The following is a 26,623-nucleotide window of genomic DNA, read 5'->3' as shown; positions in this document are numbered from 1 at the left end:
CCGCACCACCCTCGTCCCGTCCTGGTTACCCGCAACCGCGGCGATCACACCTACGAACGCGACGAATCCCGCCCGGCCGCCCGGTGCGCGGGAACCGTGACTTGTGCAGTGGTACCGCCGCATGGTCGGCTGAAACCTTCACCCGCCCGGCGAAACGGAGTCGCCCCATGCCGATCCAGCGTCTCAACCACGCTGTCCTGTTCGTGTCCGATCTGGAGCGCTCGGTCGCGTTCTACAGTGCGGTACTCGGTTTCCGGCGACTGCCGGGAGGCTTCCCCGGTGGGGCGTTCCTGCAGGCGGCCGGGTCGGCGAACGACCATGACCTGGGCCTGTTCCAGTCGCCCGATCCCGCGGTCGCGCACCGGACCGGCCGGGTCGGCCTCTACCACCTCGCCTGGGAGGTGGACACCCTGGCCGAGTTGCAGCGGGTGCGCGATGCCCTGATCGCGGCGGGCGCGCTGACCGGGGCCTCCGACCACGCCTCGACCAAGGCCCTCTACGCCGCCGACCCGGACGGCATCGAATTCGAGGTGTGCTGGCTGGTGCCGGACGCGGCGGTGGAAGCCGAACTGGCCGCCATGACCGCGCCGAGCATTCCACTGGACCTGCCGGGCCTCATCGCGAAATACGGCGCGGACACGCCCGGCGGGCCGCGCACCGACCACGAGGTGTGGGCGCGGGTGTTCGCCGGACGCGACTGAGCGGCGGCCACCGGGTGCGGTCACCCGCGCGGGTGATCCGCCTCGCGGAACAGGATGGCGATCTGGACGCGGTTGGCGGCGTTCAGTTTCGTGAGCACCCGGGAGACGTGCGCCTTCACGGTCGCCTCGCTCATGTGCAGCAGTGCCGCGATCTCGGCGTTCGAATATCCTTCGGCCACTTCACGAGCCACCTCGTACTCCCGGGTGCTCAAGGCGTGCAGGGCCGCCCGGGCCCGGTCGCGCCGGCCGGCCGCCGGGTCGGCGCCGAAGTGGTCGATGAGCGTGCGGGTGACGGCGGGCGACAGCATCGCGCCACCGGCGGCGACCAACTGGACCGCCTTCACGATCTCGCCCGGTGGCGTGTCCTTGAGCAGGAAGCCGCTGGCCCCGGCCCGCAGCGCGCCGAAGACGTACTCGTCCAGGTGAAAAGTGGTCAGCACCAGCACTTTCGGCGGGTCGGGCAGGGCGCAGATCCGGGCGGTGGCGGCGATGCCGTCCAGCTTGGGCATCCGGACGTCCATCAGCACGATGTCGAGCCGGCGGGCCGTCACCTCGGTGACGGCGGCCGCGCCGTCCCCGGCCTCGGCCACGACCTCCAGCTCCGGCGAGGAGGCCAGGATCAGGCCCAGCCCCGCGCGGACCAGCGGATCATCGTCCACCAGCATTACCCGTACCATCAACGCTCCCAACGTAATTCGGCCTCGACCACGAATTCGCCGCCGTCTCGGACGCCGTGCCGGATCCGGCCGCCGGCCAGCTCCACCCGCTCGGTCAGCGCGGCCAGGCCGGTCCCGGAGCCCGGCATCGTCCCGGAGCCCGGCACGGTCCCGGACCGCCGCGGCAGCGGATTCGCCACCCGCACCGCCAGACCTGCGCCGGGGCTGCCCGAAAGTTCCACCGTCGCAGCGCATCCCGGCGCGTGCTTGCGCACATTGGTCAGCGCCTCCCGCACGATCCGGTAACCGTCGCGGCCCAGCCCGGCGGGCACCTCCTCCAGCGCCGGCACCCGCAGCTCCAGTTCCACGGCCATCCCGGCCTGCCGGGACTCCGCGACCAACTCGGCGATATCGGCCAGGGTCGGCTGCGGAGCGTGCGGCGCCGGCCCGCCGTCGTAGAGCACGCCGATGACCGACCGCAGCTCCTGCAGCGCCTGATGGGCGGCGCCGCGGATCAGCCCGGCGCTCGCACCCACCTGCTCGGCGGGCAGATCGGTGCGGACCTCCAGCGCGCCCGCGTGCAGCGCGATCAACGAAATCCGGTGTGCCAGTACGTCGTGCATCTCCTGCGCGATCCGCGTCCGCTCGGCCAGCCGGGCCCGCTCCGCGCTGAGCCGCCGCTCGGTCTCGGCCGCGGCAAGCCGTTCCCGCAGCCCCTCCGCGTCGAGCCGGCGCGCCCGCGCCGACATGCCGGCGGTCAGCAGCGCGGTCTGCTCGAGCAACACCACCAGCCACACCGCCCAGATCGGATAGCCCGGCTGCCAGATCGCCACATACCCGATGATCGCGAGCTGATGGACCGCGGCGACCGAGAACACGACCGCGGCCGGGCGGCGGGCGGCCACACCGTGCAGGGTGACGAACGCCGCGACCCCCGCCGACAGCGACAGCGCGAGCAGCGGCGCACTGCCCAGCGCCACGGCCGTCGGCCACCGGCGGCGCAGCCACACCAGCACCCCCGCGAGCGCGCCGAGCGCCAGATCGACACCGATCCGGACGTTTTCGTGGCCGGGCACCCAGCTGTCGCCGCGCAGGTCGCCCGGCCGGGCGATCAGGACGTAGAGTCCGCCGAGCATCGCGAGCGCGACCAGTCCCGCGTCCACGATCCGTTCGTTGCGGCTGCTGTCCATACAGGGACTGTAGGTAGTGCGCCGTGGGTCCGGTAGGTCCGGTCGGCGGCGCGGACCGCGACGAAAGTAGGGGGTCGCGGCGGCGCGGCATGAACGTCACGCCGATGTGGCGACCGGGTCGCGTTCGGCACGCTGAAGCGCATGATCACCGTCACCGACCTCACCAAACGCTATCGGCGCCTGCTCGCCGTCGACGACGTCTCGTTCCACTGCCGGCCGGGCACGGTCACCGGCTTCCTCGGGCCGAACGGCGCGGGCAAGTCCTCGGTGCTGCGCACGCTCACCGGGCTCAGCCGGCCGGACGCGGGCGAAACCCGCGTCGGCGGAATGCCGTTCACCGAATTGCCGCACCCGGCACGGGTCGCCGGCGTCATGCTCGACGCCGCCGCACTGCACCCGGGCTGGACCGGGCGGGACACGCTGCGGATCGCGGCGACCATGATCGGGGTCCGGCCCGACCGGACCGACGCGCTGCTCGACGAGACCGGGCTGACCGCGGCCGCCGACCGTCGGGTCGGCACCTACTCGCTGGGCATGCGGCAGCGGCTCGGCCTGGCCCAGGCGCTGGTCGGCGACCCGTCGGTGCTGATCCTCGACGAGCCGTCCAACGGCCTGGACCCGGAGGGGATCGCGTGGACGCGAACCTTCCTGCGGGACTTCGCCCGCCGCGGCGGCACCGTATTGCTGTCGAGTCACCTGCTCAGCGAAATCCAGGCTGTCGCAGATCATCTGGTCATCATCCGGTCCGGGCAGGTGGTCGCCGACGGCGACACCGCGACGCTGCTGGGTGGCGGGGGCCTGCTGGTTCGCGCCACCGACCAGCAGGCGCTGGCCCGGCTGCTGGCCCGGCACGGCGCGAGTGCGACCACCGACGCCTCCGGGGCCCTGCGGACCGGCCTCGACGCCGCCGAGTTGGCCGGTCTCGCGGCGGCGGGCGGGGTCGTCATCACCGAACTGCGGCCCGCCGCCGACCTCGAGGACCTGTTCCTCGCCCTGACCACCGACCGCACCGCCTGAAGGGACCACCTCAGATGTCCGATTTCTCCACGTTGCTGCTCGCCGAGTGGCGCAAAACCGTTGCGACGCGCGCCAATCGGTGGCTGCTGGCCGGTTCGGCCGCACTGACCGCCGGGGCGGTCGCGATTCCGGCGGTGTTCCCGCACGCCGTCGAGCAGACCCGGGCGGGATATCTCACCTATTCCGGGCTCGGGCTGACCCGGTTGCTGCCCATGGTCATGATCCTCACCATGACCGCCGAGTGGACCCGGCGCACCGGGCTGATCACCTTCACCCAGCAGGTGCGCCGCTCTCGGGTGCTGGCCGCGAAGGTGGTGGTCGGGGTGTTGCTGAGCCTGGCCGCGGCCACGGTCGGGTTCGTGGCCGCGACGGCGGCGATGCTGGTGGCCGACGCCGGCGGACGACAGATCTCGTATGCCTGGGACTGGCCGCAGGTGATCGGCTTCGTCGTCTTCGTGGTCCTGATCGGGCTGGTCGGTTCGGCGTTCGGCGCCCTGCTGCACCACACCGCGGCCGCGATCGTGGCGTTCTTCGCGCTCGGTGCGCTGATGAATCTGTTCTCGATCGGTTCGCTGAAGTCGGTGGGGGAGTGGATCAATACCGGGCAGACCTACGGCTGGGTGCTGTCGGGGGAATGGAACGGTCATGTGCCGCAGATCATCTCGGTCACCGCGATCTGGATCGTCGTTCCGCTCGCCTACGGGCTGACGCTCGGCGCGCGGCGCGATATCCGGTAGCTCCCAGGCATTGATCCGGGCGGGCATTCGGCGCCGGCGACGGTCGGGGCGCGGCTGCCCGCCCGAATTATTTGTTGGCGCGGCCAACAATTGAGCGTATCGTCGGCAGGGTAAATGTTGGCCTGACCAATCAAAAGGGAGCAGGAAAATGACGATGCCACAGGGACTTTCGGGCGCGGCCGGTTTCGGTCAAGTGCTCGCGTTCGCGGAACGGACCATGTCGGAGGTGCTGACCGCGTACCTCGCCGAGCGCGGTGTCTCGCCCCAACTCTGGTACGCGGTGAAGCTGCTCGGTCAGCGCGAGACCGCTACCGCCCGCACCGCGCTCACCCGCGACCTCGAAGGGTCGCCCGGTATGGACGCCGAGTCGGTGCGCGCACTGCTCGCCCGGCTGGAGCGGGAAGGAATCATCGACGGCGACAACGAGATCGAACTCACCGAGACTGGCCGGACACTGCTGCTCGACCTGCGTGAGTACGTGGCGGACAGCCCCACCGCGCAGCTGCTGCTGGGGTTGGACGCCGAGGATCTCGATACCACCGTGCGCACCCTGCGGGTCGTCGTCGACGAGGCGTCGAAGCTGCTCGCCGCCGGGATGTAGGACATAGGCCGGTGACGGACAGTGCCCGATCAGCCCTGTCCGTCTCGGGCCGCACCGCGTCGTGCCGCGCCGAGCACGTCGCGGTCGTCGGCGATCCGGTTCAGTAGTTCGACCAGCACCTCGCGCTCGGCCGCGGACAGCGAACGCAGCAACTCGTCCTGCACCTCGGCCAGCACGTCGCCGAGTTCGCGCAGGTGCCGCACGCCCGCGGGCGTGATGGTGACGATGTTGCGGCGGCCGTCCGACGGGTCGGGGCTGCGGTCGGCGTATCCCGCCGCCACCAGGGCATTGACCGCCGCGACGACGTCGCTGCGGTCGATTCCGGTGCAGCGCCCCAGATTCGCCTGGCTCGACGGCCCGAACTCCTCCAGCGTCGCCAGCATCGCGTACCGGTACCGGTGCGAGCCGGCGCCGGACAGTGCCCGGTCCACGAGCCGATTGGCCGCGATGGCCACCTGATTGACCGAACGGCTCGGCAGCGCGCGCAGCTTGGCCGGTACGGAGTGCTCGTCGTTACCCACGATCCGATTCTAGAGATGATTGGCGCGACCATCGATGGTGTGGCGGTTTCCCGAAGCGGACACCGAACGGTGCAACGTGTTCTAGTTTGAGCTATGGAGAAAGTCATCTTCGCGCTGCGCCGGGCCGACAACGAGGTCGACGAGCAGTGGTGTGAGCGGTTGCGGACCGAGGTCGCCAAGGAGGTGACCGACGCCGGGGTGGCCGGGCTGACCGTGTACGTCCGCGACCAGCCGATGCAGGCGGCCCTCATGCGGCTGACCACGATCGACCCGCCGATCACGGCCGTGGTCGGCATCTGGGTCGAACAGTCCTACGGCCCGGTGGTCACGGCGGTCGCCGAGTTGCTGCGGGCCGAGGCGCCCCTGGTGCACGGCTATCTGGTGACCGAATCGGTGCCGCTGCGGCTGCCCGAAACCATCGGCCGCACCGAGGGATTCGGCAACATCGCCTTCCTCCGCCGCCCCGCCGACCTGACCCCCGACGCCTGGCGCGACCGCTGGCAGAGCCACCACACCGGCGTCGCGATCGAGACCCAGGCGACCTTCGGCTACACCCAGAACCTGGTGGTCCGCCCGGTCACCCCCGACGCCCCGGTGATCGACGCCATCGTCGAGGAACAGTTCCCGGCCGCCGCGCTCACCGACCCCATGGCCTGGTACGGCGCCACCGACCAGACCGAACTCACCGACCGGGTCCGCCGCATGATCGAATGCGTCTCCTCCTTCGGCGCGAACCGCGACCTGGACACGGTCCCCACCAGCCGCTACCACCTCAGCAGCCCGTTCTCGGCCCGGTAGCACGGCGTTTGAGGCCGACGCGGCCGGGTAGTCGCCCTCCGTCCGATCGACGGAAGGGAGCGCCATGTCCGACCCGCTGTCCGAACTCACGACGGCCGGCGTGTCGATCTGGCTGGACGACCTGAGCCGCCGCCGGCTGGCCGACGGCAGCCTCGCCGACCTGGTCCGGCACCGGCACGTCTGCGGCGTGACCACCAACCCCACCATCTTCGCGAAGGCGATCACCGGCAGCGACGACTACGACCGGCAACTGCACAACCTCGCGCTGCGGGACGTCGACGCCGATGCCGCGCTGCGCGAGCTGGCCGCCGCCGACGTGCGCTCCGCGTGCGACGTGCTGCGCCCGGTCTACGACGAGACGAGCGGGGTCGACGGCCGAGTGTCGATCGAGGTCGATCCGCGGCTGGCCTACGACACCGACCGCACCGTCGCCGAGGCACACGCGCTGTGGTGGCTGGTGGACCGGCCGAACCTGTTCGTCAAGATTCCCGCTGTCGCCCAAGGTATTCCGGCGATCACCGCGTGCCTGGCGGACGGGATCCCGATCAATGTCACCCTGATGTTCTCCCTGGACCGGTACCGGCAGGTCATCGACGCGTTCGTGTCCGGGATGGAGCGGGCGCACGAACGGCACCGGGACCTGTCCGCGATCGCCTCCGTCGCATCGTTCTTCGTCTCGCGCGTGGACACCGAGATCGACCGGCGACTCGACCGGATCGGCACCGAAGCGGCCGCCGCGCTGCGCGGGAAGGCGGCTATTGCGAACGCCCGCTTGGCATTTCAGATCCACGAAAGGTCGCTGTACGCGCCGCGGTGGTACGCGCTCTCGGCCGCGGGAGCCCGGCCGCAGCGGCCACTGTGGGCGTCGACCGGAGTGAAGGATCCACGCTACGACGACACCCGCTACGTGGTGGACCTGGTGGCCCCCGGCGTGGTCAACACCATGCCGGAGCAGACGCTGAACGCCGTCGCCGAACACGGTGCGATCCACCCCGACACCATCCACGGCACCTACGAGTCCGCCCGCGGCGTCCTGGACGACCTCGCCGCCGTCGGCGTGGACTACGACGATGTCGTGGCCGTCCTCGAACGTGAGGGCGTCGAGAAGTTCGACGCGAGCTGGAAGGAACTGCGCACGGCCGTGGCACATTCGACGGCCGTGCCGATCACCCGCTGACGTCGAGGACCCGGTCCCGATCGCGGGCGGGCACCGCGTAGACGGTGTAGGCGGCACCCGTCACCGGCTGAGCGACATTGCGGACCGGCACGCCACCGGGGGTGCTGCCGTGTTCGCGGCCCGCGTGGGCGTGACCGTGGACGGCGAGATCGACCTCGTTCGCGTCGATCGCCGCGCCGAGCAGATAGGAGCCGAGGAACGGGTAGATCTCACGCGGCTCACCGGCCAGGGTCTCCTCGGCGGGCGAGTAGTGCGTCAGTGCGATCTTGACATCGGTGTCCAGCGCGGCCAGCGCCTCGTCCAGGGATTCGGCGAGATCGATGGCGCGACCGGCGAATTCCCGCATCACCCGCTCCCCGAACGCGCTGGCGCAGCGATCGCGGAAACCGCCGCCGAAACCGATCGTGCCGGCCACGCCCACCGTGTGCTCACCCACCCGGAACTGGGTGCCGGTACCTTCCAGCACCGTGATGCCGTAGGCGGTGAGCAGATCCGCGATCCGCGCGGGCGCGTCCCGGTGATATTCGTGATTGCCCAGCACGGCGATCACCGGCACCTCTACCGCGCCGAATTCCTGTGCGGCGACCCGGGCTTCCTCGATCGCGCCGGTCCGGGTGAGGTCACCGGCCAGCAGCAGCACGTCCGCGTGGTCGGGCAGTTCGCGCAGTGCCAGGCGCAGCTGACCCCCGGAATCGGCGCCCAGATGGACGTCTCCGACCGCCGCGACGCGGACCGCCGGCGCCGCGGTCATCCCAGCTCCTCCGTGTCGGCCGGGGTGTCCAGGACACAGATCCGGATTCCGTTGTGCAGCTTGGAGGCGGGGACCGTCTCGCCGACGACCTCCTCGATGAGCGTGCGCTGGTCGAGGCTCGACACCTCGCCGTTCAACACGATCGTGTCGCGGTACACCGAGATCCGGACACCGAGCTCCGCGGTCCGCGGATCCTCGGCCAGCGCGCGGCGCAGCGTAGCGATCAGGTGATCGGTCGCGGCCGCTCTGCGGTCGGCTTCCGGTTCCCCGTCGCTGATGCCGAGATCGTCGACCAGGCCCAGAAAGGCCTGCGCGTACGGCGAGCCGGAGGTTTCGGCCCGCACCCGCCGCCAGTCGATCTGGTGGCGCAGTTCGCGGGCGATCCGCAGCATGGCGGTGAAATCGAGCCGGTCGTGGTCGAGCACCATCAGTTTGTCGATCAGCAGATCGGTGGCGGCGATCACCGGCGCGGAACCGGGTCCCAGGCGCAGCCGGTCGGCGCGGGCCAGCAGCTGCTCGTCGACCGCGCGCCGGCCGGGCCGGTAGATCACGTCCACCGACACGGGCCCGTCGGTGAGTTTCGCGATCCAGTCGTCGCGGTCGGGGCTCGGTGCCGGTTGCATGCCGGCGCCCTCCAGCGCCGACACGGTGGCGGCGACGTCGACCGGCTTCACGTAGACGTCGACATCGTGCTCGGAGGGCGGGCCGCCGCGCGCGTAGAAGGCCCAGCCACCGGCCAGGGCGAACGGGATCCCCGCGTCGGTGAGCGTGCGGGCGGTCCGCACCGCGGTGCCCAGCATCGTTTCGGTATCGGTCATGTTCGCGTCCTACCCGTGCGGGCCGGTTCCAATCGCCGGCGGTTTCGCGGTCCGGAGTGCGCCGGGCCGGTCAGGCGTGCGACCACGCGGCGGCGAGCACTGTGCGCGGTGCGTGCGGTGGCGGTGGCTCGGCGAAGACCTGGTCGCGCAGGACGGTCAGGGTGCGCGACAGGATCCGGGACACCTGCATCTGTGAGATGCCCAGTGCCTGCGCGATCTGGGTCTGGGTCCGGTACTCGAAGAACCGCATGCCCAGTATCCGCCGCTCCCGTTCGGGGAGCCGCTGGATGAGCGGCTGGACGGCCAGGAACTGTTCCACCTGTTCGTATCTGGGCTCCTCGAGCCCGAACAGCGCCGACACCGCGGTCGCGGTCTCGTCACCGTCCTCGGCATTGACCGGCGTCATCGGCGTGGTCTGGTAGCCGTTGGCGGCGACCAGCGCCCGGGTGACCTCCTCGATGTCCACCGCCAGTTCGGCGGCGATCTCCCTGGTGCGTGGCATCCGCCCGAACCGTTGCGCCAAGCGTTCCACCGCGTCACCGATCATCAGCTGAATTTCCTTGGTGCGGCGGGGTACCCGGACCGCCCAGGTATTGTCGCGGAAATGCCGGCGTACCTCACCCATCACCGTCGGCACCGCGAATGCCACGAACGACGATCCGCGCGCCGGATCGAATCGGTCGACCGCGTGGATGACGCCGATCCGGGCCACCTGCGCGATATCGTCGGCGAGTTCGCCCCGGCCGCCGAATCGGCGGGCGATGTGGTCGGCCAGCGGTACGCACCTGGCAATTATTTTCTGCCGGAGCATTTCCCGGTCGTGATCGGCCGGATTCATTCCCGCGAGGACGGCCAGATCGGGTTCGATATCGTCGTAGCTGTCCGTGCCGCGAAATTGCCTACCGCGCCGGTCGGTCATCGATCCCACCTCGGGACCAGCCGGTCACGGCGGCTACCCGTGCCGCACGGCGGGGCCGCGCGGTTACTGCCCGTATCGGGCGATAGCGGCGCGTACCTGGGCTGACGGGACAGGTTCATGATCGGAAACCGCCGTGAGGATCGATCGGAACAGGACCGGGATACGCCGCACTGCGTATCGCAGGATTTCTGCGTTCTCCGGCTGGTATACCCCCCGAGAAGGGCGCGAAACCTGAATTTACGCCGGAACAGGAATTCGCCGGCGTATTTTCCGTGCCGGAAGGCGCGGTCCAGAGAAAATCGCAGGTTCGGGCACATGCCGCGATTTCCGGGTTCAGTGCGGAAATGCGCGGAGCTCATCCGGTTTGGGTCCGGACCACTCGGGCACCCGAACAATAGGAGACGAATTTCGAGAGGCCCGTCATGAACCATGCGCACCGGGAGGCCGACCTCGATCCGGTGGACGTGCCACCCGAGGAGATCGCGCCGACGGCCGAGCAACTGGACGAGGACGAACTGGGCGCGGACCCGGTCGAGGAGGGTATGGACCCGCCCGAGCACTGGGAGGGTGCGATCCGTTACGCTCAGTCACCCGCGCGGCTACGGCGTGGCCCGCGCATCGAGCAGCGTCTGGCGGCGGAAGAACCGGACCTCGAGCCCTAACAGGTGTGCTGGCCCAAGCGCCGCCACTCCACGTCCAGCGCGGCGTACCGGCGGCGGTCCACCAGCCAGTGCCCGCCGAGCGCGAGCACCACCGCACCCCACCAGCCGGCGCTCAGCACGCCGAACGCGTAGTCGACCCCTTCCGCGTCCGGACTGCGATGCGCGGGTGGGGCAGCCGGCCGCCCGTCCGGCCCGACCCACACCTGTACCTTGTCACCGGGCCGCGACAGCCAGCCGACCTCGATCGGGCCGCTGCCGCACAGCGGGCACGGGCCCCACACCGCGCGCGCGGTCGCCTGCCGCGGGATCAGCCCGCCCGACATCGGCGGCATCGCAGGGGGATCGAGCACCGTGGCCGTGACCGCGAACCGGGTGCCCAGTTCGGCGTGGTTCTGCGCGACGGCATCGTCGCGGGCCGTGGTCCCGGCCAGCACGGCCACCGGAATCGTGGCCACGGCGATCGCGGCGGCCAGCGCGCGCAGCCCGCTGTCGATGCGATCGGTCTTGCGCATCAACGGATTTCGGCTCCACGGCGCACACCGCGCGAAGCGCCGGAGCCGGCTCTGCCGAGACACCGTCCTCTCCTTTCGCGCTGTCGTTGGCGTCATACCCACCGGTCGCGGGGCCAATCGCGGCCGCGGCGCTCAGGGTGCGGTGCCGGCCTGCAGCATGGCGACGTCGTGATACCGCAACGCCCGCGCGCCGTCGTCCGGTCCCGCGGCCGCGGTGACGGCCAGCAGGAATCCCACGTGATCACCGAGATCGTGGCTGCCGACGATCCGGCCGACGAACCAGCCGGCCGCTCCGACCAGGATCGGCATCGAATTCGGGCCGGTATGCCATTCGCAGTGCCCGAACTTGTCGATCGCGTGCCCGGTCTCCGAGCCGAACAGCTGGGCCAGCGCCACGCCCTCGGGCGCGAGGAGATGGACGGCGAGATGCTCGGAATGCTGGGCGACGGTGTAGGTGTAGTTGGCTTTGGACAGCCCGACCAGGAACCGGCGCGGCTCGATGGAGATCTGGGTCGCGAATCCGACCAGGCATCCGGCACGGCGGACACCGTCGGCGGTGGTGACGACCCACATCGGGGTGTCGCCCAAGGCCATCAGGGCGTCGAACGCACTCGATCGGCGGTCGTTCGGCCGCATCCGAACCTCCTCGACCCGGCGCTCGCCGGCACCGTGGAATGCCATCGACATCCTGCCCCCGTCCGCAGTACGAACTGCCGAACCCGACTCACAATTGTAGCTGTCTATTAGCTGTTCGGCGCATCGCGGCCGCAACCCGTACCGCCGCACCCGGGCGCCGGTTACCCCGCCCGGTCGTGCGGTATCCGCCGGATGTGAACAGTGATCAAGTATCCGGTCCGACCGTACTGCGGGAGTACGCGTTGCTCGCCGACGGACAGCGCGGCGCCCTCGTCGGCCCCCGCGGCGAGGTCGCGTGGCTGTGCGCCCCCGGCTGGGACGACGAATCGGTCTTCGACATCCTGCTCGGCGGCAGCGCCGAGTACCTGATCACCCCGGCGGGCCGGTTCGTGTGGGGCGGCTACTACGAGACCGGGTCGCTGATCTGGCATTCGCACTGGGTGTGCGGCGACACCGTGGTGGAATGCCGGGAGGCACTGGCCTTTCCGGGGGAACGGAACCGGGTCGTGCTGCTGCGCCGGATCCTCGCCCGGCACGGAAGCGCCGACGTCCGGGTCCGGCTGCGTCCCGCGGCCGGGTTCGGCACCCACCCGGCCACCCGGGCACACCACGGCCCGGACGGCTGGACTGCGCGCACCGGGCCGCTGCGGCTGCGCTGGACCGGCGCACGGGCCGCACGATGGAACTCCACCCGGCACGAATGGACCGCGGACGTCCACGTCCCCGCCAACGCCCACCACGACCTGGTCCTCGAACTGTCCCCCGGCGCCCTGCCCGACCCCGTGGACCCCGATACCGCTTGGCAGGCAACGGAATCCGCGTGGCAGCGGGAATCGCCCGCCCTGGGCTACACCGCCGCGCCCCGCGACGCGGCACACGCCTACGCGGTCCTGCGCGGGATGACCGCCGACACCGGCGGCACGGTCGCCGCGGCCACCACGAGCATCCCGGAACTGGCCGACCAGGGCGAGAACTACGACTACCGCTATGTGTGGATCCGTGACCAGTGCATCGCCGGCCAAGCCGTGGCCGCGGACGGTGCGCATCCGCTGCTGGACAGCGCGGTCGGATTCATCACCGAACGTTTGCTGGCCGACGGCCCGGACCTCGCCCCGGCGTACACCACCGCCGGTACCCGGATACCCCGGGTCCGGCCGATCCCGCTGCCCGGCTACCCGGGCGGCACCCCGGTCACCGGCAATGTCGTGCGAGATCAGTTCCAGCTGGACATCTTCGGTGAGGCACTGCTGCTGTACGCCGCGGCCGCCCGGCGAGACCGGCTGGCCGAACACGATCGCCGGGCCGCCGCGCAGGCGATCGCCGCGATCGCGGATCGGTTCGACCGCCCCGACGCCGGGATCTGGGAACTCGACGACGACCTGTGGACCCACTCGCGGCTGATCTGCGTCGCGGGCTTGCGCGCGGTCGCCGCCTGCCCGGCAACCGGCGCCGACCAGGCCGTCTGTAGTGGGCTCGCCGACACGATCCTGGCCGAGACCACCCGGACCGGACTGCACGCCAGCGGCCGCTGGCAGCGCTCGCCCCGGTATCCGGGTGTCGACGCGTCGCTGGCACTGCCGCTGCTCCGCGGCGCGGTCCCGGTCGGCGATCCGCGCTACGCCGCCACCGTCCAGGCGATCCACCGCGAACTCACCACCGACCTGTCGGTGTACCGATACCGCCACGACGGACGCCCGCTGGAAACCGTGGAGGGCGCGTTCCTGCTGTGCGGCTTCGCCATGGCGATCGCCTACCAGCAGCTGGGCCGGCCGGTGACCGCCATGCGGTTCTTCGAGGCCAACCGGGCCGCGTGCGGGACGCCGGCGCTGTTCGCCGAGGAATTCGACGTCACCCAGCGGCAGTTGCGCGGCAACATGCCGCAGGCGTTCGTGCACGCCCTGCTGTTCGAGGCCGCCGTCCGGCTGGCCGACTGCGAGTGACGCGGGTCGGTCGGCGTCGGCGAGCCGATTGCCGCCGACCCGACCGGGTACGCGTGGAGTATGCGGGCCGCCGGGGCCCGCCGTACCCACAGGCTCGGAAAGGACATGTCATGGCACAACAGGTCGGCGACTATGTGCTGCAGCGCCTGCGCGAATGGGGTGTCGAGCACGTGTTCGGTTATCCCGGTGACGGCATCAACGGCCTGGTCGCCGCGTTCGGCCGGGCGGGCAACCGTCCCGAGTTCGTCCAGGCCCGGCACGAGGAGATGGCGGCGTTCGAGGCCACCGCGTTCGCCAAGTTCTCCGGTGAGGTCGGGGTCTGCACGGCGACCTCCGGGCCCGGCGCGATCCATCTGCTCAACGGCCTGTACGACGCCAAACTCGATCACGTGCCGGTGGTGGCGATCGTCGGCCAGACCGCGCGCAGCGCGATGGGCGGCAGCTACCAGCAGGAAGTGGATCTGCAGAGCCTGTTCAAAGATGTCGCCAACGAGTATCTGGCGGAAGTGAACGTCGCCGAACAACTGCCCAACGCCCTCGACCGTGCGATCCGCATCGCCCGAGCCCGGCGTTCGCCGACCGTGGTCATCATCCCGTCCGATCTGCAGGAGGAGACCTACACCGCGCCCGAACACGAGTTCAAACAGGTGCCGTCCAGTCCGCCGGCGGACCCGCACAGCGCGACCACACCGGCGAAATCCGAACTGCAGGCCGCGGCGGAGATCCTCTCGGCCGGTCAGCGGGTGGCGATCCTCGCCGGTCAGGGTGCGCGCGACGCGCGAGCCGAACTGATGCAGCTGGCCGACATCACCGGCGCCGGCGTGGCGAAAGCGTTGCTGGGCAAGGACGTACTGCCCGACGACCTGCCGTGGGTGACCGGCTCGATCGGATTGCTCGGCACCCGGCCGAGCTACGAGATGATGCGCGACTGCGACACATTGCTCATCGTCGGCTCCAATTTCCCGTATTCCCAGTTCCTTCCGGAGTTCGGGCAGGCGCGAGCGATCCAGATCGACTGCGACGCGACCATGTTGGGCATGCGCTACCCGGTCGAGGTGAGCCTGATCGGCGACGCGCAGCAGACGCTCGCCGAATTGATTCCGCTGGTCACCCGGGCCAAGGACCGGAGCTGGCGGGACTCGATCGAAGCGAAGGTCGCCCGTTGGTGGGAGACGATGGAACGTCAGGCCATGCTCGACGCGGACCCGGTCAACCCGATGCGCGTGGTATGGGAACTGTCGAAACAGTTGCCCGACCAGGCCATCGTCACCGCCGACTCCGGATCCTCGACCAACTGGTACGCCCGCTGCCTGCGGCTGCGCGAAGGCATGCGCAGTTCGCTGTCCGGGACGCTCGCGACCATGGGCGCCGGCGTGCCGTACGCCATCGGCGCCAAGTTCGCGCACCCGGAACGGCCGGTCATCGCGCTCGTCGGCGACGGCGCCATGCAGATGAACGGGCTCGCCGAACTGCTGACCGCGATGCGCTACCGAACCCAATGGAGCAACACCTGTTTCGTGGTCTGCGTCTTCCACAACAACGACCTCAACCAGGTGACCTGGGAGCTGCGTGCCATGGGCGGCGCACCGAAATTCGAGGAATCCCAGAGCCTTCCGGACATCTCCTACGCCGACACGGCTGCCATGCTCGGCTGCACCGGGATCAGCGTGGACGATCCCGGCGAGCTGGCCCACGCGTGGGAGCGCGCGCTCAACCATCCCGGGCCGGTCGTGCTCGACGTGCACTGCGACCCCGAGGTGCCACCGATCCCGCCGCACGCCGAATGGGACGAGATCAAGTCGTTGACGGCGGCGATCCTGCGCGGCGACCCCGACGCGTGGCATCTCATGGTGCAGGGCGCCAAGACCAAGGCGCAGGAATTCGTGCCGTCCCGGTCGGGCCGCGACGAGGGGAGTGCGCAGTGATCGTCGTCGACCCCGGCCGTCGCGTCGATGTCGTCGTCGACATGATCGTGCGCTGGCTGCGACTGTTGCTCGGCCGGACCGGACCGCGATGACCACGGTTCCCACCGAGGTCGTCGACACGGTGGTGATCGGCCTCGGGCCGGGCGGTGAGGCCGCCGCCAACAAGCTCGCGCGCGCCGGCCGGACCGTGATCGGCGTGGAAGGCCACCTGGTCGGCGGGGAGTGCCCGTTCTACGCCTGCGTGCCGACCAAGATGATGATCCGCGCCGCGAACACGCTCGCCGAAGCGCGGCGGATCCCGCTACTGGCCGGCACGGCGACCGTCCACCCGGAGTGGGGGAAGGTCGCGGCCCGAATCCGCGACGACGCCACCCACGACTGGCACGACACGGCCGCGGTGCGGCGCCTGACCGAGTCCGGTGCCCGGGTGGTCCGCGGCTGGGGGCGGCTCACCGGGCCCGGCGAGGTCACCGTGGACACCGGTAACGGCGGCACCCGATTCGTCGCCGAGTCCGCGATCGTGCTCGGCCCCGGCGCCGACCCGGTGGTCCCGCGCATCCCCGGTCTGGCCCGCGCCGGGTACTGGACCAGCCGCGACGCGGCGGCCGCGACCGAGCTGCCGGCCTCGCTGCTGATCCTCGGCGGCGGGCCCGTCGCGTGCGAATTCGCCCAGATCTTCGCCAGATTCGGCTGCGCGGTGACGATGCTGGTCCGGTCCCGGCTGCTGTCCCGGGAGGAGCCCGAGGCCGGGGCGGTGCTGGCCGAGGTGTTCGCCGACGAGGGGATCCGGGTGCGGACCGGAGTGTCCGCCGTGCGAGCCGACCACAGCGAGCACGGCGTCACGCTGCTGCTCAGCGACGGCGACGCCGTCCGCGCCGAGCGCCTGCTGCTGGCGACCGGCCGCCGGCCGGACCTGGCCGCGCTCGGTGTCGGCGCGATCGGGCTCGACGACCGGGCCGCCACCGTCCCGGTCGACGACCGGATGCGCGCCGCGGACCGGGTGTGGGCAGTCGGTGACGTCACCGGTCACGGCGCGTATACCCATGTGGCGCTGTACCAGTCGCGAATCGCGGTACACGACATCCTCGGGTACGACGGCGAACGCGCCGACTATCGCGCGGTGCCGCGGGTGATCTTCACCGATCCGGAGGTCGGCGCGGTCGGGGTCACCGAGGCGCAGGCCCGCGACGCCGGAACGCCGATCCTGATCGGATGCAGCTCGGTCGCGTCCTCCGCGCGCGGCTGGATCCACCGGGCCGGCAACGAGGGGCTGATCAAGCTGATCGCCGACCGGTTCGACGAGCAACTGATCGGCGCGACATCGGTCGGCCCGGCCGGCGGCGAGGTACTCAGCGCGCTGGCGCTGGCCGTGCACGCCCGGGTGCCGCTGGAGCAACTCCGGTCGCTGATCTACCCGTATCCGACCTTCCAGGGCGCGATCGCCGCGGCGCTGCGCGACCTCGAAAAAGCCGATATGTGATCCGTCCCACTCGAATTGCCGCCGGATCCGGCGATTGGACCGACCGCGCCCGGGTAGTCGCGAACCGACGAAGGCGCATCCAACCGACCGAATCGCGGGGCATCATGCAGAACCGAAAGCGAATCCGCCGAACCGAGCACATCGAAGTGGTCTGGCCCGACCCGAGCCCACTGTCCTCCTGGTGGAAGCAGGTCATGTTCGCGGCTCGCCCGGCCCGCCGCGGACCCCGGGAAGCCCCGCCCGCCGGCAGCTGACGACCTCCAGTCACCGGCGGATCACCCGGCGGCGTCGGGGGCGGCCCGGGCGGCCGGAACGGGTCCGGCGGTTCGAACGGTCCGGGCGGGCCGAACGGGTCGGGCGGATCGAGCGGCGGGACATCCGGATCGGGGCCGATCGGTCCGGGGCGGGGTGGCGGTTCCGGAACCGTCGCCACCACGGCCGGGCAGGAGTGCGGGATATGGGTTCGCATGACCGGCGACTACCCGCGCGGATTACCGCGAATCACCCCGCGCCGGGCAGGTGAGAGGAGCGAGCGATGCAGACGATCTGGGCGGTCGTGATCGTGCTGGTGGTGGTCGTACTGCTCGTGCTGGGCCTGTCGATCCGGATCGTCACCCAGTACGAGCGCGGTGTGCTGTTCCGGCTCGGCCGGGTCGTGGCGGTGCGGAATCCGGGGCTGAACCTCATCGTTCCGGTGGTCGACCGGTTGCGGCGGGTGTCGATGCGGATCGTCACGCTACCGATCCAGTCGCAAGGGATCATCACCAGCGACAACGTCAGCGTCGACATCTCCGCGGTCGCCTACTATCGGGTCGTCGACGCCCGCAAGTCGGTGGTGGCCATCGAGAACGTGTACGCCGCCATCGGCCAGATCGCGCAGACCACATTGCGCAAGGTGGTCGGCCGGCACACGCTCGACCAGGCGCTGTCCGAGACCGACGACCTCAATGCCGATATCCGCGCGATCCTCGACGAGACCACACTGGAATGGGGTGTCGAGGTGACGCTGGTCGAGCTCAAGGACATCCAGCTACCGAACGCCATGCAGCGCGCGATGGCCCGGCAAGCCGAGGCAGAACGGGAGAAGCGCGCGAAAATCATTGCCGCCGAAGGTGAATCGCTGGCCGCCGCCGCACTCGGCGACGCCTCGGACACCATGATGGCGCATCCGCTGGCCCTGCAGCTGCGCAACCTGCAGACCCTGCTCGAGCTGGGTGTGGACCGCAACACGACCGTCGTGTTCCCGGCCCCGCTGCTGAGTTCGATCACCGATGTCGGCACCTTCATCGCCCGGGAGGCGGGCGCGGCACACGGTCGACGCGACGACGGGTGACGGGTTCGCCGGAGGATGTGACGCCATGGCCGACGAGCACAGAAACGAATCCGGGGACGACAGCGGCGACAAGTCCGCCGGCGCCCCGGATCCCGAGGCGACCCTGCCCGAGCTCGACGATCGCCAGCTACGGGTACTCCGTCAGATCGGGCGCGCGTGGGGCAAGGTCTGTGACCGGCCCGGGCGGTGGCGGGCCGCGTTGCCGGTCGATCCCGCCCCGGACGGCGGGGTATTCCTGGCGGAGCTGACCCCCAACCGGTTCGGTCGGGTGGTCCGGTTGAACGGACGTCCGCCGCCGTTGCGCGTGACCGGTGCGGGGGAGGCCGCGCCGTCCTGGTGGGGCCGGGCCGGACAGCAGGTGCGCCGAGTGCTGATCGGCCCGCCGCTGGCGGCGAGCGGTCTGGCCGTGGAACGGATGCGCAAGCTCATCGCCCTGCCGGTATTGTCCGCCGACGCTCTCTCGTCGGTGGCCTACGGCCCGGAGGCGATGCTGACCGTGCTGGTCGCCGCCGGTGCGGCCGGGCTCGGGTACGCGCCGTGGATCTCGGCGGTGATCGCGTTCCTGATGCTCGCGGTCGCGGTGTCCTATCGCCAGACGATGCGCGCCTATCCGCACGGCGGCGGGTCCTACATCGTCGCCTCGGACAATCTGGGGCCGACGGCCGGGCTGCTGGCCGCGGCGGGCCTGGCTACCGATTACGTACTCACGGTGGCGGTCTCGGTGTCCTCCGGGGTGGCGGCCATGACCTCGGCGGTCCCGCGGCTGGCCGGCGACAGTGTGCTGATCGGCGTCGCCGTCATCGTTGTCCTGCTCGCCGGCAACCTGCGGGGCGTCCGGCAGGCCGGTGCGGTCTTCGCGATACCCACCTACGCCTTTCTGGTCGCCATGGCGGTGCTGATCGGTGTCGGCCTCACGCAGGACAGCGGGCACGGGTTCCACGCGCAGGCCCCGCCACCGGGGGCGCCGGTCGCGGGCGTGAGTGTCCTGCTGATCCTGCGGGCGTTCTCCTCCGGCGCGACCGCCATGACCGGAATCGAGGCCACCTCCAACGCGATTCCGTCCTTCCGCCCGGTGGAGTGGCGTAACGCCCGCACCACCCTGACCTGGATGGCCGCGTTGCTGATCGTCATGTTCGTCGGCACCATCGTCCTGGTCCATGTGGACGGGGTGGTGCCGCGGCCGAACGAAACGGTGTTGTCGCAGCTGGCTCGCACCCACCTCGGCTCGGGATGGCCGTACATCGGCGTGCAGGCCGCGACGACGGCGGTGCTGCTGCTGGCGGCGAACACCGCGTACAACGATTTTCCCCGTCTGCTGTATCTGCTGGCCAAGGATTCCTACGCGCCGCGGCCGTTCCTGCGGATCGGGGACCGCTTGTCGTTCAGTAACGGGATCGTGGCGCTGTCCGTGCTGGCCGGTGCGATCTTCGTCGGATTCGGTGGCCGCACCGAGGCTTTGATCCCGCTCTATGCGGTCGGGGTGTTCCTGGCCTTCACGATGTCGCAGGCGGGCATGGTGGTCCACTGGTGGCGGCACCGGGACCAGCATTGGCGAAAAAGCCTGGTGTTCAACGCGGTCGGGGGTGCACTGTCGGCGATCGTGTTCGTCACCGCGGGGATCACGAAGTTCCTCGAGGGTGCGTGGCTGGCGATCGTGGTCGTCACCGTGCTGATTGCCGGCGCGGTCGCCGTGCACCGGCACTACCTGCACGCGGAGCGGGCGCTGGCCCTGCATCCGGACTCGGTCGAATTGCCGCATCACGCGTTCACACCGGCGCCCGCGGCGGGATCGCCCGACCGGGAACACCGGGCGCAGCCGGGAGAACCGGATCGCGAACGGGAGGAGACACCCGTCGAGATCCGGCATCTGACGATCGTTCCGCTGTCCGGGCTCGATCTCGCCGGGTTGCGCGCGCTGGCCTATGCGGCGTCGCTGCGGCAGCCAGTCCTGGCCTTGCACATCAGTCCGACCGAGCACGAGGCCGAACGCTTCCGCTGTTACTGGCGTACGTGGGGCGATCACCTGCCGCTGCAGGTGATCGTGTCCCAGCATCGGGCGATCACCGGCCCGATCGTGCACTACATCCAGCTGCTCCAGCGTCAGCGTTCCGATCTGACGGTCACCGTCATCGTGCCGGAGCTGGTCGCCACCCGTTGGTGGCAGCATTTCCTGCACAACCGGACCGCGACCCATCTGCGGCGGCTGCTGCGCCCGATTCCCCGGACGGTGGTCACCTCGGTCCCGTTCCATCTGCCCCGGCGCTGACTCGGCACCGCTACCAGCAGTCGGCGACACCCCATTCCGCCAGGGCGCGCGCGACCGTCATGCTCGGCGGTTCGGTGGTGTCCAGGCTCCGCGCCGCCGGCCACGGATCCGCCTGTGCGGCCAGCGCATCGGCGATCTCGGGCGTCGCCTCCGAAACACCCGCGCGCCGTTCGGTGATCCGCGCCTGCGACACCACCTGGGGTGCGCGGCAACACAGTTCGATCGGGACGGCGGACGTGCGCGCGGCCAGCCGCAGGATCTGCTCACGATGGTGGGCGGCGGTCCACGTGGCGTCGAGCACCACCGACCTGCCGTGGACGAGATGCTCGTGCGCGCGATCCGCCAATTCCGCGTACACCCGGTCGACGGCGGATGCGGCATAGGCGCCCGCGCCGAATTCGCCGCTGTCGCCGGTGATCACCCCGGTCGCGCGCAGCTCGGCGCGCACCCGGTCGCTGGACAGCAGGACCGCCCCGGTACCGGCCGCCAGCCCGGCGGCAACCGTCGACGTGCCGGTTCCCGGCAGGCCGCCGACGATACCGACCCGCACCGCACCGGACTCCAGGTGCCGTCGGCAGATATCGAGGTGCCGCCGTGCGTTCGGCTCGGCATCCGGGTCGCCCTGCCCGTGCCGCACACACTGCACCTTGGCCCGAACCAGCGCGCGATAGGCGATGTAGTGGTGGCACAACGACATCGGCGCCGGATCGCCCGCGCAGGTCAGATAGCGCTCCAGCACGTGGACGGCCACCCAGGGCGCGCCGTGGAATTCGAGATCCATGACCAGGAAGGCGATATCGTCGACCCGGTCGACATAGCGCAACCCGTCGTCGAATTCCAGGCAGTCGATGATCCGGAAACCGTCCGGCAGCACGAAGATGTCGTCGGCGCGCAGATCACCGTGACCGTCCACGATCCGGCCGGTGGCGATGCGCTGGTCGAACAGTGCCTCGCGGCCGTCCAGATAGCGCTCGGCGAGCCGGCGCACCACCGCCACCTCCGCGGCGCCCAGCGGCGGGTCGGTGAGCCCCGCCAGCACCGACTGCCAGCGGGCACGCACCGCCGCGACGGTCGCCGCGGCATTCACCGCGCGGTTGCGGTCGGCGTGGTCGTGGAAGTCGGTGAGCCGGTGCACGAGTCTGGTCAACATCGACCCCGCTGCGGCCGGATCGGCCAGCTGCCGGGTCAGCCGGGCGTGCTCGGGGAGGCGGCGCATCACCAGGACCGGCTCGGCGTCGCCGCCGGGCTGGTCCAGCGATCCCACCCCGAGATAGACATCGGGGGCGAGCCGCCGGTTGAGTTCGAGTTCGCGAGACAGCGCCAGACGCCGGCGTTCGACGGTGCCGAAGTCCAGAAAATCGGTGACGACCGGTCGTTTGGTCTTGTATGCGCGGTCGCCGTAGAGCACGACGACACCGGTGTGGGTCTCGTGCAGCTCGGCGAACGGCTCGGCCTCGTCGCGGCGTAGGTCGGCCGGCGGATTCGGCACCGCCGATTCGGTACGGGTGGCCGTCACGGCGCCCACCACCCGCGCCGGGCCGAGGATCGCACCCGCTCGATGAATTCCGCGTGACGCATCGGTCCTCCTCGTTCCCGCGCAGCGCCACGATCGGCCTGCCGCGAGGTACAGCTCGGTCTGCGGTCGGACGTGCGGCGGCTACCCGTCCGACACCGTGGCAAACGGGCCGCGGGCCACACCGACCGACACCCGGTCGGGGCACCGGGACCGCGGATCGCCCACGACGGAGTGATGGCGATCCGGATCCACGTCGAGCATGTCGTCGACCACGAATATCGGGTTCGCGTCGCGACCGGTGGCGAGCCGCTCGGCTATCCCGGCGAGGTCGCCGCCGCGTACCCGGACTTTCCCGCAGCGCTGCACCGAGCCCTGGACGGCTGAGCCCGGCCGCCGTGCCGCACCCGATGGTCAGTTCGCGGCGTAGGTGATCGCGCGCGCGGCCAGCCAGGGCTGTGGGTCGACGGCGCCGCCACCGTTGGGGTGGACCTCGAAATGCAGGTGGGGGCCGGTGGAATCACCGCGGTTCCCGACCGTGGCGATCTGCTGGCCGGCGGAAACATGCTGTCCGACAGTCACGTTCATGGTGTTCACGTGGCCGTAGACGGTGACTGTGCCGTCGGGGTGGCGCAGGCGGATCCAGAGGCCGAAGCCCTGGGCGGGTCCGGCGTCGACGACGGTGGCGTCGGTGACGGCGAAGATCGGTGTGCCGATCGGGGCGGCGAGGTCGATGCCGTTGTGGAAGGTGCCCCAGCGGGATCCGAAGCCGGAGGTCAGGACCGCGGTGACCGGTTTGGCGTAGCCGCCGGTGTATCGGATCGCGGTCGAATGGATCCGGTCGAGATAGGCGCCGGAGTGGTTGTAGGCCAGGATCGCCGAGGTCCAGCCGGCGGGGGTGGCGAGGTCGTGGTTGTCGGCGCAGAGGTAGCGGGCGGCGGCCAATGCGGCGTCGTTGATGTTGTCGGGGTTGCCGTTCGCGGCGCCGGTGGCCTGGCTGCCGGTGGTGAGCGCGGTGGTCAGTTGCGGGTTGGGGGTGCCGGCGGCGAGGCCCCAGCGTTTCCAGGTATCGGGCAGGAACTGGAAGGGGCCCTCGGCGCGGACATAGGCCGGTCGCCCGTTCGCGCCGGGTGCGGTGATGTTCGCGTTGCCGTGGGTGCCGTCGAGGGGGACACCGCGGATCGGCGGGCCGACTTGGCCGTTGGGGGCGATCGAGGCGCCGCCGTAGCGGGCGTGGTTGCTCTCGGTGGCGGCGATGGCGGCGAGGGTGGTCCAGCCGAGGTGGCAATTCGGTTGGGTGGCTTGCAGTGCGGTGGTGGCGTGACCGTAGGCGTAGAGGGCTTGTTCGGGGATGTCGTAGACGGCCGCGCGTTGCCGAGCCCAGGCCACGAGTGGGTCGGGGGCGCTCTGGCTGCCGGGTGCACTCTGGGCGGCGTTCCGGTCGGCGGGATTCTGCGTGCCCGGGGCGGGTGCGGCGGCGGGCAGAGGTTCCCCGGGTCCCGGCGCGGCCATCAAAGTGGGCGCGGGCGTGGATGTTCGGGCTGGCGGCGTGCCGGTGGCCGCGTGGACGGTGATACCCAGCGCCACTACCGAGAGCAGTAGCGCCGTACCTCCGGCGACACTGTTGATCCGGTGCGGTTCCGCGGGCACGCCGGATGTGTCACCCGCGCGGCCGCGGGTGACATCGTCCTCGTCGGGAACGGTCAGTGCCATGCCGTCGCGCCGCGGACCGCAGTGGTCGTGGTGACCGGCGCGGTGCGTGTGGTGGTCACCGGCGGGCGGGTCACGGTCGTGGTGACCGTCGGGACGGTGGTGGTGACCACCGGGCTGCTGGTCGGCGGGGCGACGACGGTCACGGTGGTCACGGTGGTGATCGTGCTCGGTGTCGCGGTGACGTAGACCGTCGAAGGGGACGGGGGTGCCGGGCTGTAGATCGTCACTGGGCCCTGCGGCGCGGTCACGTACACGGTGCCCGGGTACTGCGGCGCCGGGTTGTAGCCGGGGTATCCCGGGTATTGCGGGACGGTGTTGCAGCCGGCGGCGTTCAGGTATTGCTGCACGATGGTGCAGCCGGTGCCGGGGTACGGCTGCCCAGGGTTGTAGACGGTGCCGGGGTACTGCGGGTTGTAGCCGGTGCCCGGATAAACCGGTGCGGTCGGCTGTGCCACATAGGTGTACGGCAGCGTCGTGGTCGGTGTCTGATACACCGTGGTGCCGGGGTCCGGCGTGACCACCGCAGTGTCGGCGGTCGGCACGGTGCCGGTGTCCGCCGGTGTGTCCGTGACGGTTCCGGGGTCCGGGACCGGTGCGGGGGCCGGGCCGGCGTAGGCCTGGTCGATCGGCTGCGCCGTGTACGGGGCACCGACGGCTCCCGGCGGGGGAACATCACTCGGGGGCACCGGGCCCTCGGGCATACCGAATTCCGTCGGTGCCACCGACGTCGGCACGGTGACCGTGGCACTGTCGGTGGTCACGGTGACCGGGTTCATGGCCGCCGGTGTGGCACCGTTGGATTCCGTTGCGCCGCTGGCGGTGGTGCCGACGGTGCGATCGTGTTCGGCGCTGATCGCGATGACGACGGCGATCGCGGCGATCACCAGCGCGGCCGCCGTAGTGGCGTGCGGCAGGTGCTTGCGGAGCTCGAGCGCCGAGGCCTGCGCGGCGACGCGGCCAGCGAACGCACCCAGGATCTCCCGCGGCCGGCGGGCGGCGCCGGCTCGGCCGTCCGGACCGGCGGCGTGGGTCGCGGGCCCGGATCCGGTTGGGGCAGGAGCGGATTCGAATCCGATGAATCCGTCCCGGACGGGGCCGTCCGCGCCGATCCGGGGCAGTTCCTGGGTGTCGTCGTGGTCGGGTTGCTGATTGTTCGTTCGGCGCACGACGCCTCTATCCTCTCGGTGCCCCGCGGCCCGCGGGAAGGGTGGACCGGATCGCGACCCGCCCGTTCTCAGTGTTCGGTAACCCGGACGCTAGCAATTGAACTACAGGTAGGGGACTGAACGCCGGACTCGGACCGAACAAACTCTCCTCTGCGCCAACGTCTTCCGGCACCACCTGGCATTTCCGGGTGGGCGGTGGCGGGCGAACTTTCGCCGATCGTCTGAAGTTTGTACGTTTCACACCTAGTCTGACCCCGACACCCACCGGCCGCGCACAGAGGGAGCAGGCACCCGTGAACGCATGGACTTCGACCCGGACGGCACGGACCGCCGGTGCGGCCGCGGCCGCCGCCGTAGTCACCGGTCTCGTACTCACCGGCGCCGCCGGCGCCGACACCACCACGTCGGCAGCCGGAACCACCTCCGCCACAACGACAGCCGCGAATCCCACCGGGGTGATCCTGACCTCCGGCACCCTCGCCGTCGGCTGCACGGTGTACATCCAGGCCCAGGTCTACGGACCCTATGCGTGGGTCAGCGTCCACGACCTCACCACCGGCGACAACCTGTCCTCGGCCAGTCCCTTCACCACCTGGACTCCCATGGTCGCCGGCCCGCACATCCTCGGGGCGACCGTTGTCACCAGCGACCTGACCTCCTACAACCTCCCCACCCTGACGGTCACCGTAGCCCCCGCCGGCGGGCAACCGTGCGCGGTCCCGACCTCGCCCGTGCCGACCTCGCCGGTCCCGACCAGCTCGGTGCCTCCCACCACGACCACTCCACCCGCGACGGCCCCCACCACGGCAACCCGTCCGTTCCCCTTCTCCCTCTCCGGTTAGCCGCTGCTCAGCGGCGCCGGGCCGGGGGACGGCCGGCCAGCAGTTCGTGGGCCGGCAGGGTGCCGGCGAGAACGGCGAGGGCGCGCTTCCACCGGCGCAGGGCCGCTTCGCGTTCGCCGAGATGACCGTTCAGCATCGTGGTCATCGAGAGGCCGGTCAGGATGTCGAGAGTGAATTCGACGAGGGTCGCGGCGCGGGGGTCCGTGCCGTAGGGCTCGCCGAGCACGTCCAGGTATACCGTTCGCATCTCGTCGAAGACGCGCCGTTCCTCCTGCATCAGTTTCGCGCGCAGGTCCGGTTCGGTGCGCGCCGCCACCCACAGTTCGAGTGCGGTGAAGAAGGCGGGGCTGTTGAGATCCCGCCACGCCAGGTCGACCAGGGCCTGCAGTCGATCCAGTTCCGGCGGAACGAGTTCGGCTTCGTGCCGGAAACGCCGCAGGCGCGCTTCCACCACGTGGGTCGTGGCGGCGACGAGCAGGTCGGCGCGGGTGGGGAAGTGGTGTTGCACGGTGCCCCGGGCCAGGCCGGTGCGTTCCTGCACCTCGGTGATGGTGGTGGCCGGGTAGCCGCGTTCGAGCAGGCATTCCGCGGTGCTGTCCAGGATCAGCGTCCGGGTTGCCGCGCTGCGCTCGGCCTGGGTGCGGCGTGGGCGTTGCGTCGTCACCCGACTTATCGTACGTCATGACGGTAAGTGCGGCTACCGCACATGACGGGGCCTCGATGGCTGCTTCGGCGATGCTGTCTATGCG

General features: G+C 70.7%; 26 protein-coding genes. 14 read left to right on the top strand and 12 right to left on the bottom strand.

Features of this window, described 5'->3' with window-relative positions; genetic code table 11:
• Positions 1–167 precede the first annotated feature (167 nt).
• The gene (locus EBN03_RS18270; protein ID WP_122189262.1) at positions 168–701 is read left to right on the top strand and encodes a VOC family protein; all 534 of its coding nucleotides are present in this window, start codon (positions 168–170) and stop codon (positions 699–701) included.
• A 20-nt stretch (positions 702–721) separates the two neighbouring features.
• On the opposite strand, the gene EBN03_RS18265 is transcribed toward EBN03_RS18270, so the two are convergent.
• Together EBN03_RS18265 and EBN03_RS18260 are read right to left on the bottom strand one after the other, a co-directional pair.
• Positions 722–1,366, bottom strand: coding sequence for a response regulator transcription factor (locus EBN03_RS18265; protein ID WP_325052089.1), 645 nt, complete (start codon positions 1,364–1,366; stop codon positions 722–724).
• Positions 1,367–1,377: 11 nt separating this feature from the next.
• The gene (locus EBN03_RS18260) at positions 1,378–2,547 is read right to left on the bottom strand and encodes a sensor histidine kinase (RefSeq protein ID WP_122189260.1); all 1,170 of its coding nucleotides are present in this window, start codon (positions 2,545–2,547) and stop codon (positions 1,378–1,380) included.
• A 141-nt stretch (positions 2,548–2,688) separates the two neighbouring features.
• On the opposite strand from EBN03_RS18260, the gene EBN03_RS18255 reads away from it, so the two are divergent.
• From EBN03_RS18255 to EBN03_RS18245, 3 genes are all read left to right on the top strand, one after another.
• On the top strand, positions 2,689–3,564 hold the full coding sequence (locus tag EBN03_RS18255; protein WP_122189259.1) for an ABC transporter ATP-binding protein: 876 nt from the start codon (positions 2,689–2,691) through the stop codon (positions 3,562–3,564).
• Between the two features lie 14 nt (positions 3,565–3,578).
• A complete protein-coding gene (locus EBN03_RS18250; protein WP_122189258.1) occupies positions 3,579–4,301 on the top strand; it encodes a hypothetical protein in 723 nt (240 codons plus the stop codon).
• 148 nt (positions 4,302–4,449) lie between these two features.
• A complete protein-coding gene (locus EBN03_RS18245; RefSeq protein WP_147471629.1) occupies positions 4,450–4,902 on the top strand; it encodes a hypothetical protein in 453 nt (150 codons plus the stop codon).
• A 29-nt stretch (positions 4,903–4,931) separates the two neighbouring features.
• Here EBN03_RS18245 and EBN03_RS18240 read toward each other — a convergent pair whose 3' ends face one another.
• The gene (locus EBN03_RS18240) at positions 4,932–5,423 is read right to left on the bottom strand and encodes a MarR family winged helix-turn-helix transcriptional regulator (RefSeq protein WP_122189256.1); all 492 of its coding nucleotides are present in this window, start codon (positions 5,421–5,423) and stop codon (positions 4,932–4,934) included.
• A gap of 93 nt (positions 5,424–5,516) precedes the next feature.
• Between EBN03_RS18240 and EBN03_RS18235 the strand changes: the two genes are divergently transcribed.
• Positions 5,517–6,221, top strand: coding sequence for an EthD domain-containing protein (locus tag EBN03_RS18235; RefSeq protein ID WP_122189255.1), 705 nt, complete (start codon positions 5,517–5,519; stop codon positions 6,219–6,221).
• Between the two features lie 64 nt (positions 6,222–6,285).
• On the top strand, positions 6,286–7,398 hold the full coding sequence (gene tal, locus EBN03_RS18230; RefSeq protein ID WP_122189254.1) for a transaldolase: 1,113 nt from the start codon (positions 6,286–6,288) through the stop codon (positions 7,396–7,398).
• Here the strand turns inward: tal and EBN03_RS18225 are convergent.
• From EBN03_RS18225 to EBN03_RS18215, 3 genes are all read right to left on the bottom strand, one after another.
• Complete coding sequence (locus EBN03_RS18225; RefSeq protein ID WP_122189253.1) at positions 7,388–8,149, bottom strand: metallophosphoesterase family protein; 762 nt, start codon at positions 8,147–8,149, stop codon at positions 7,388–7,390. The genes tal and EBN03_RS18225 overlap by 11 nt on opposite strands.
• Positions 8,146–8,967, bottom strand: a complete 822-nt coding sequence (locus EBN03_RS18220; protein ID WP_122189252.1) for a BON domain-containing protein — start codon at positions 8,965–8,967, stop codon at positions 8,146–8,148. The genes EBN03_RS18225 and EBN03_RS18220 overlap by 4 nt, the downstream gene beginning before the upstream one ends.
• A gap of 70 nt (positions 8,968–9,037) precedes the next feature.
• Positions 9,038–9,886, bottom strand: coding sequence for a SigB/SigF/SigG family RNA polymerase sigma factor (locus EBN03_RS18215; protein ID WP_122189435.1), 849 nt, complete (start codon positions 9,884–9,886; stop codon positions 9,038–9,040).
• Positions 9,887–10,308: 422 nt separating this feature from the next.
• Between EBN03_RS18215 and EBN03_RS18210 the strand changes: the two genes are divergently transcribed.
• Positions 10,309–10,548, top strand: a complete 240-nt coding sequence (locus tag EBN03_RS18210; RefSeq protein WP_122189251.1) for a hypothetical protein — start codon at positions 10,309–10,311, stop codon at positions 10,546–10,548.
• Here the strand turns inward: EBN03_RS18210 and EBN03_RS18205 are convergent.
• Together EBN03_RS18205 and EBN03_RS18200 are read right to left on the bottom strand one after the other, a co-directional pair.
• Positions 10,545–11,156: an Rv1733c family protein gene (locus tag EBN03_RS18205; RefSeq protein WP_456093816.1), complete on the bottom strand. Its 612-nt coding sequence runs from the start codon at positions 11,154–11,156 to the stop codon at positions 10,545–10,547. The genes EBN03_RS18210 and EBN03_RS18205 overlap by 4 nt on opposite strands.
• Positions 11,157–11,192: 36 nt before the next feature.
• The gene (locus EBN03_RS18200) at positions 11,193–11,696 is read right to left on the bottom strand and encodes a flavin reductase family protein (protein ID WP_122189249.1); all 504 of its coding nucleotides are present in this window, start codon (positions 11,694–11,696) and stop codon (positions 11,193–11,195) included.
• 194 nt (positions 11,697–11,890) lie between these two features.
• Between EBN03_RS18200 and EBN03_RS18195 the strand changes: the two genes are divergently transcribed.
• The 5 genes from EBN03_RS18195 to EBN03_RS18175 all read left to right on the top strand — a co-directional run bounded on the left by EBN03_RS18195 (position 11,891) and on the right by EBN03_RS18175 (position 20,640).
• Positions 11,891–13,636, top strand: coding sequence for a glycoside hydrolase family 15 protein (locus EBN03_RS18195; protein WP_233608455.1), 1,746 nt, complete (start codon positions 11,891–11,893; stop codon positions 13,634–13,636).
• 110 nt (positions 13,637–13,746) lie between these two features.
• Positions 13,747–15,561, top strand: a complete 1,815-nt coding sequence (locus tag EBN03_RS18190) for a thiamine pyrophosphate-requiring protein (protein ID WP_122189247.1) — start codon at positions 13,747–13,749, stop codon at positions 15,559–15,561.
• Between the two features lie 88 nt (positions 15,562–15,649).
• Positions 15,650–17,041, top strand: coding sequence for a dihydrolipoyl dehydrogenase family protein (locus EBN03_RS18185; protein ID WP_122189246.1), 1,392 nt, complete (start codon positions 15,650–15,652; stop codon positions 17,039–17,041).
• Positions 17,042–17,576: 535 nt separating this feature from the next.
• Positions 17,577–18,374, top strand: coding sequence for a slipin family protein (locus EBN03_RS18180; RefSeq protein WP_122189245.1), 798 nt, complete (start codon positions 17,577–17,579; stop codon positions 18,372–18,374).
• Between the two features lie 25 nt (positions 18,375–18,399).
• Entirely contained in the window at positions 18,400–20,640 is a 2,241-nt protein-coding gene (locus EBN03_RS18175) for an APC family permease (RefSeq protein ID WP_122189244.1), read from the top strand.
• Positions 20,641–20,650: 10 nt separating this feature from the next.
• Here the strand turns inward: EBN03_RS18175 and EBN03_RS18170 are convergent, their stop codons facing one another.
• The gene (locus tag EBN03_RS18170) at positions 20,651–22,156 is read right to left on the bottom strand and encodes a bifunctional aminoglycoside phosphotransferase/ATP-binding protein (RefSeq protein WP_233608454.1); all 1,506 of its coding nucleotides are present in this window, start codon (positions 22,154–22,156) and stop codon (positions 20,651–20,653) included.
• A gap of 234 nt (positions 22,157–22,390) precedes the next feature.
• Between EBN03_RS18170 and EBN03_RS34230 the strand changes: the two genes are divergently transcribed.
• Positions 22,391–22,540 carry a hypothetical protein gene (locus tag EBN03_RS34230; RefSeq protein ID WP_158675675.1) on the top strand — a complete coding sequence of 50 codons (150 nt, stop codon included), beginning with the start codon at positions 22,391–22,393 and terminating at the stop codon, positions 22,538–22,540.
• Positions 22,541–22,567: 27 nt separating this feature from the next.
• Here EBN03_RS34230 and EBN03_RS35120 read toward each other — a convergent pair whose 3' ends face one another.
• A complete protein-coding gene (locus tag EBN03_RS35120) occupies positions 22,568–23,866 on the bottom strand; it encodes a M23 family metallopeptidase (protein ID WP_233608453.1) in 1,299 nt (432 codons plus the stop codon).
• Positions 23,857–25,032 (bottom strand): hypothetical protein, encoded by a 1,176-nt coding sequence (locus EBN03_RS18155; protein WP_122189242.1) that lies wholly within the window; start codon positions 25,030–25,032, stop codon positions 23,857–23,859. Before EBN03_RS18155 ends, EBN03_RS35120 begins: the two co-directional genes overlap by 10 nt.
• A gap of 293 nt (positions 25,033–25,325) precedes the next feature.
• Between EBN03_RS18155 and EBN03_RS18150 the strand changes: the two genes are divergently transcribed.
• Entirely contained in the window at positions 25,326–25,874 is a 549-nt protein-coding gene (locus EBN03_RS18150; protein WP_122189241.1) for a hypothetical protein, read from the top strand.
• Positions 25,875–25,881: 7 nt separating this feature from the next.
• On the opposite strand, the gene EBN03_RS18145 is transcribed toward EBN03_RS18150, so the two are convergent.
• The gene (locus tag EBN03_RS18145; protein ID WP_122189240.1) at positions 25,882–26,538 is read right to left on the bottom strand and encodes a TetR/AcrR family transcriptional regulator; all 657 of its coding nucleotides are present in this window, start codon (positions 26,536–26,538) and stop codon (positions 25,882–25,884) included.
• Positions 26,539–26,623: the final 85 nt, after the last annotated feature.

Origin of the sequence: Nocardia stercoris, assembly GCF_003696265.1 — a bacterium.
GTDB lineage: Bacteria > Actinomycetota > Actinomycetes > Mycobacteriales > Mycobacteriaceae > Nocardia > Nocardia stercoris.
The sequence above is the reverse complement of the archived record's forward strand: the minus strand, read 5'-3'. Positions and strand labels throughout refer to the sequence as shown.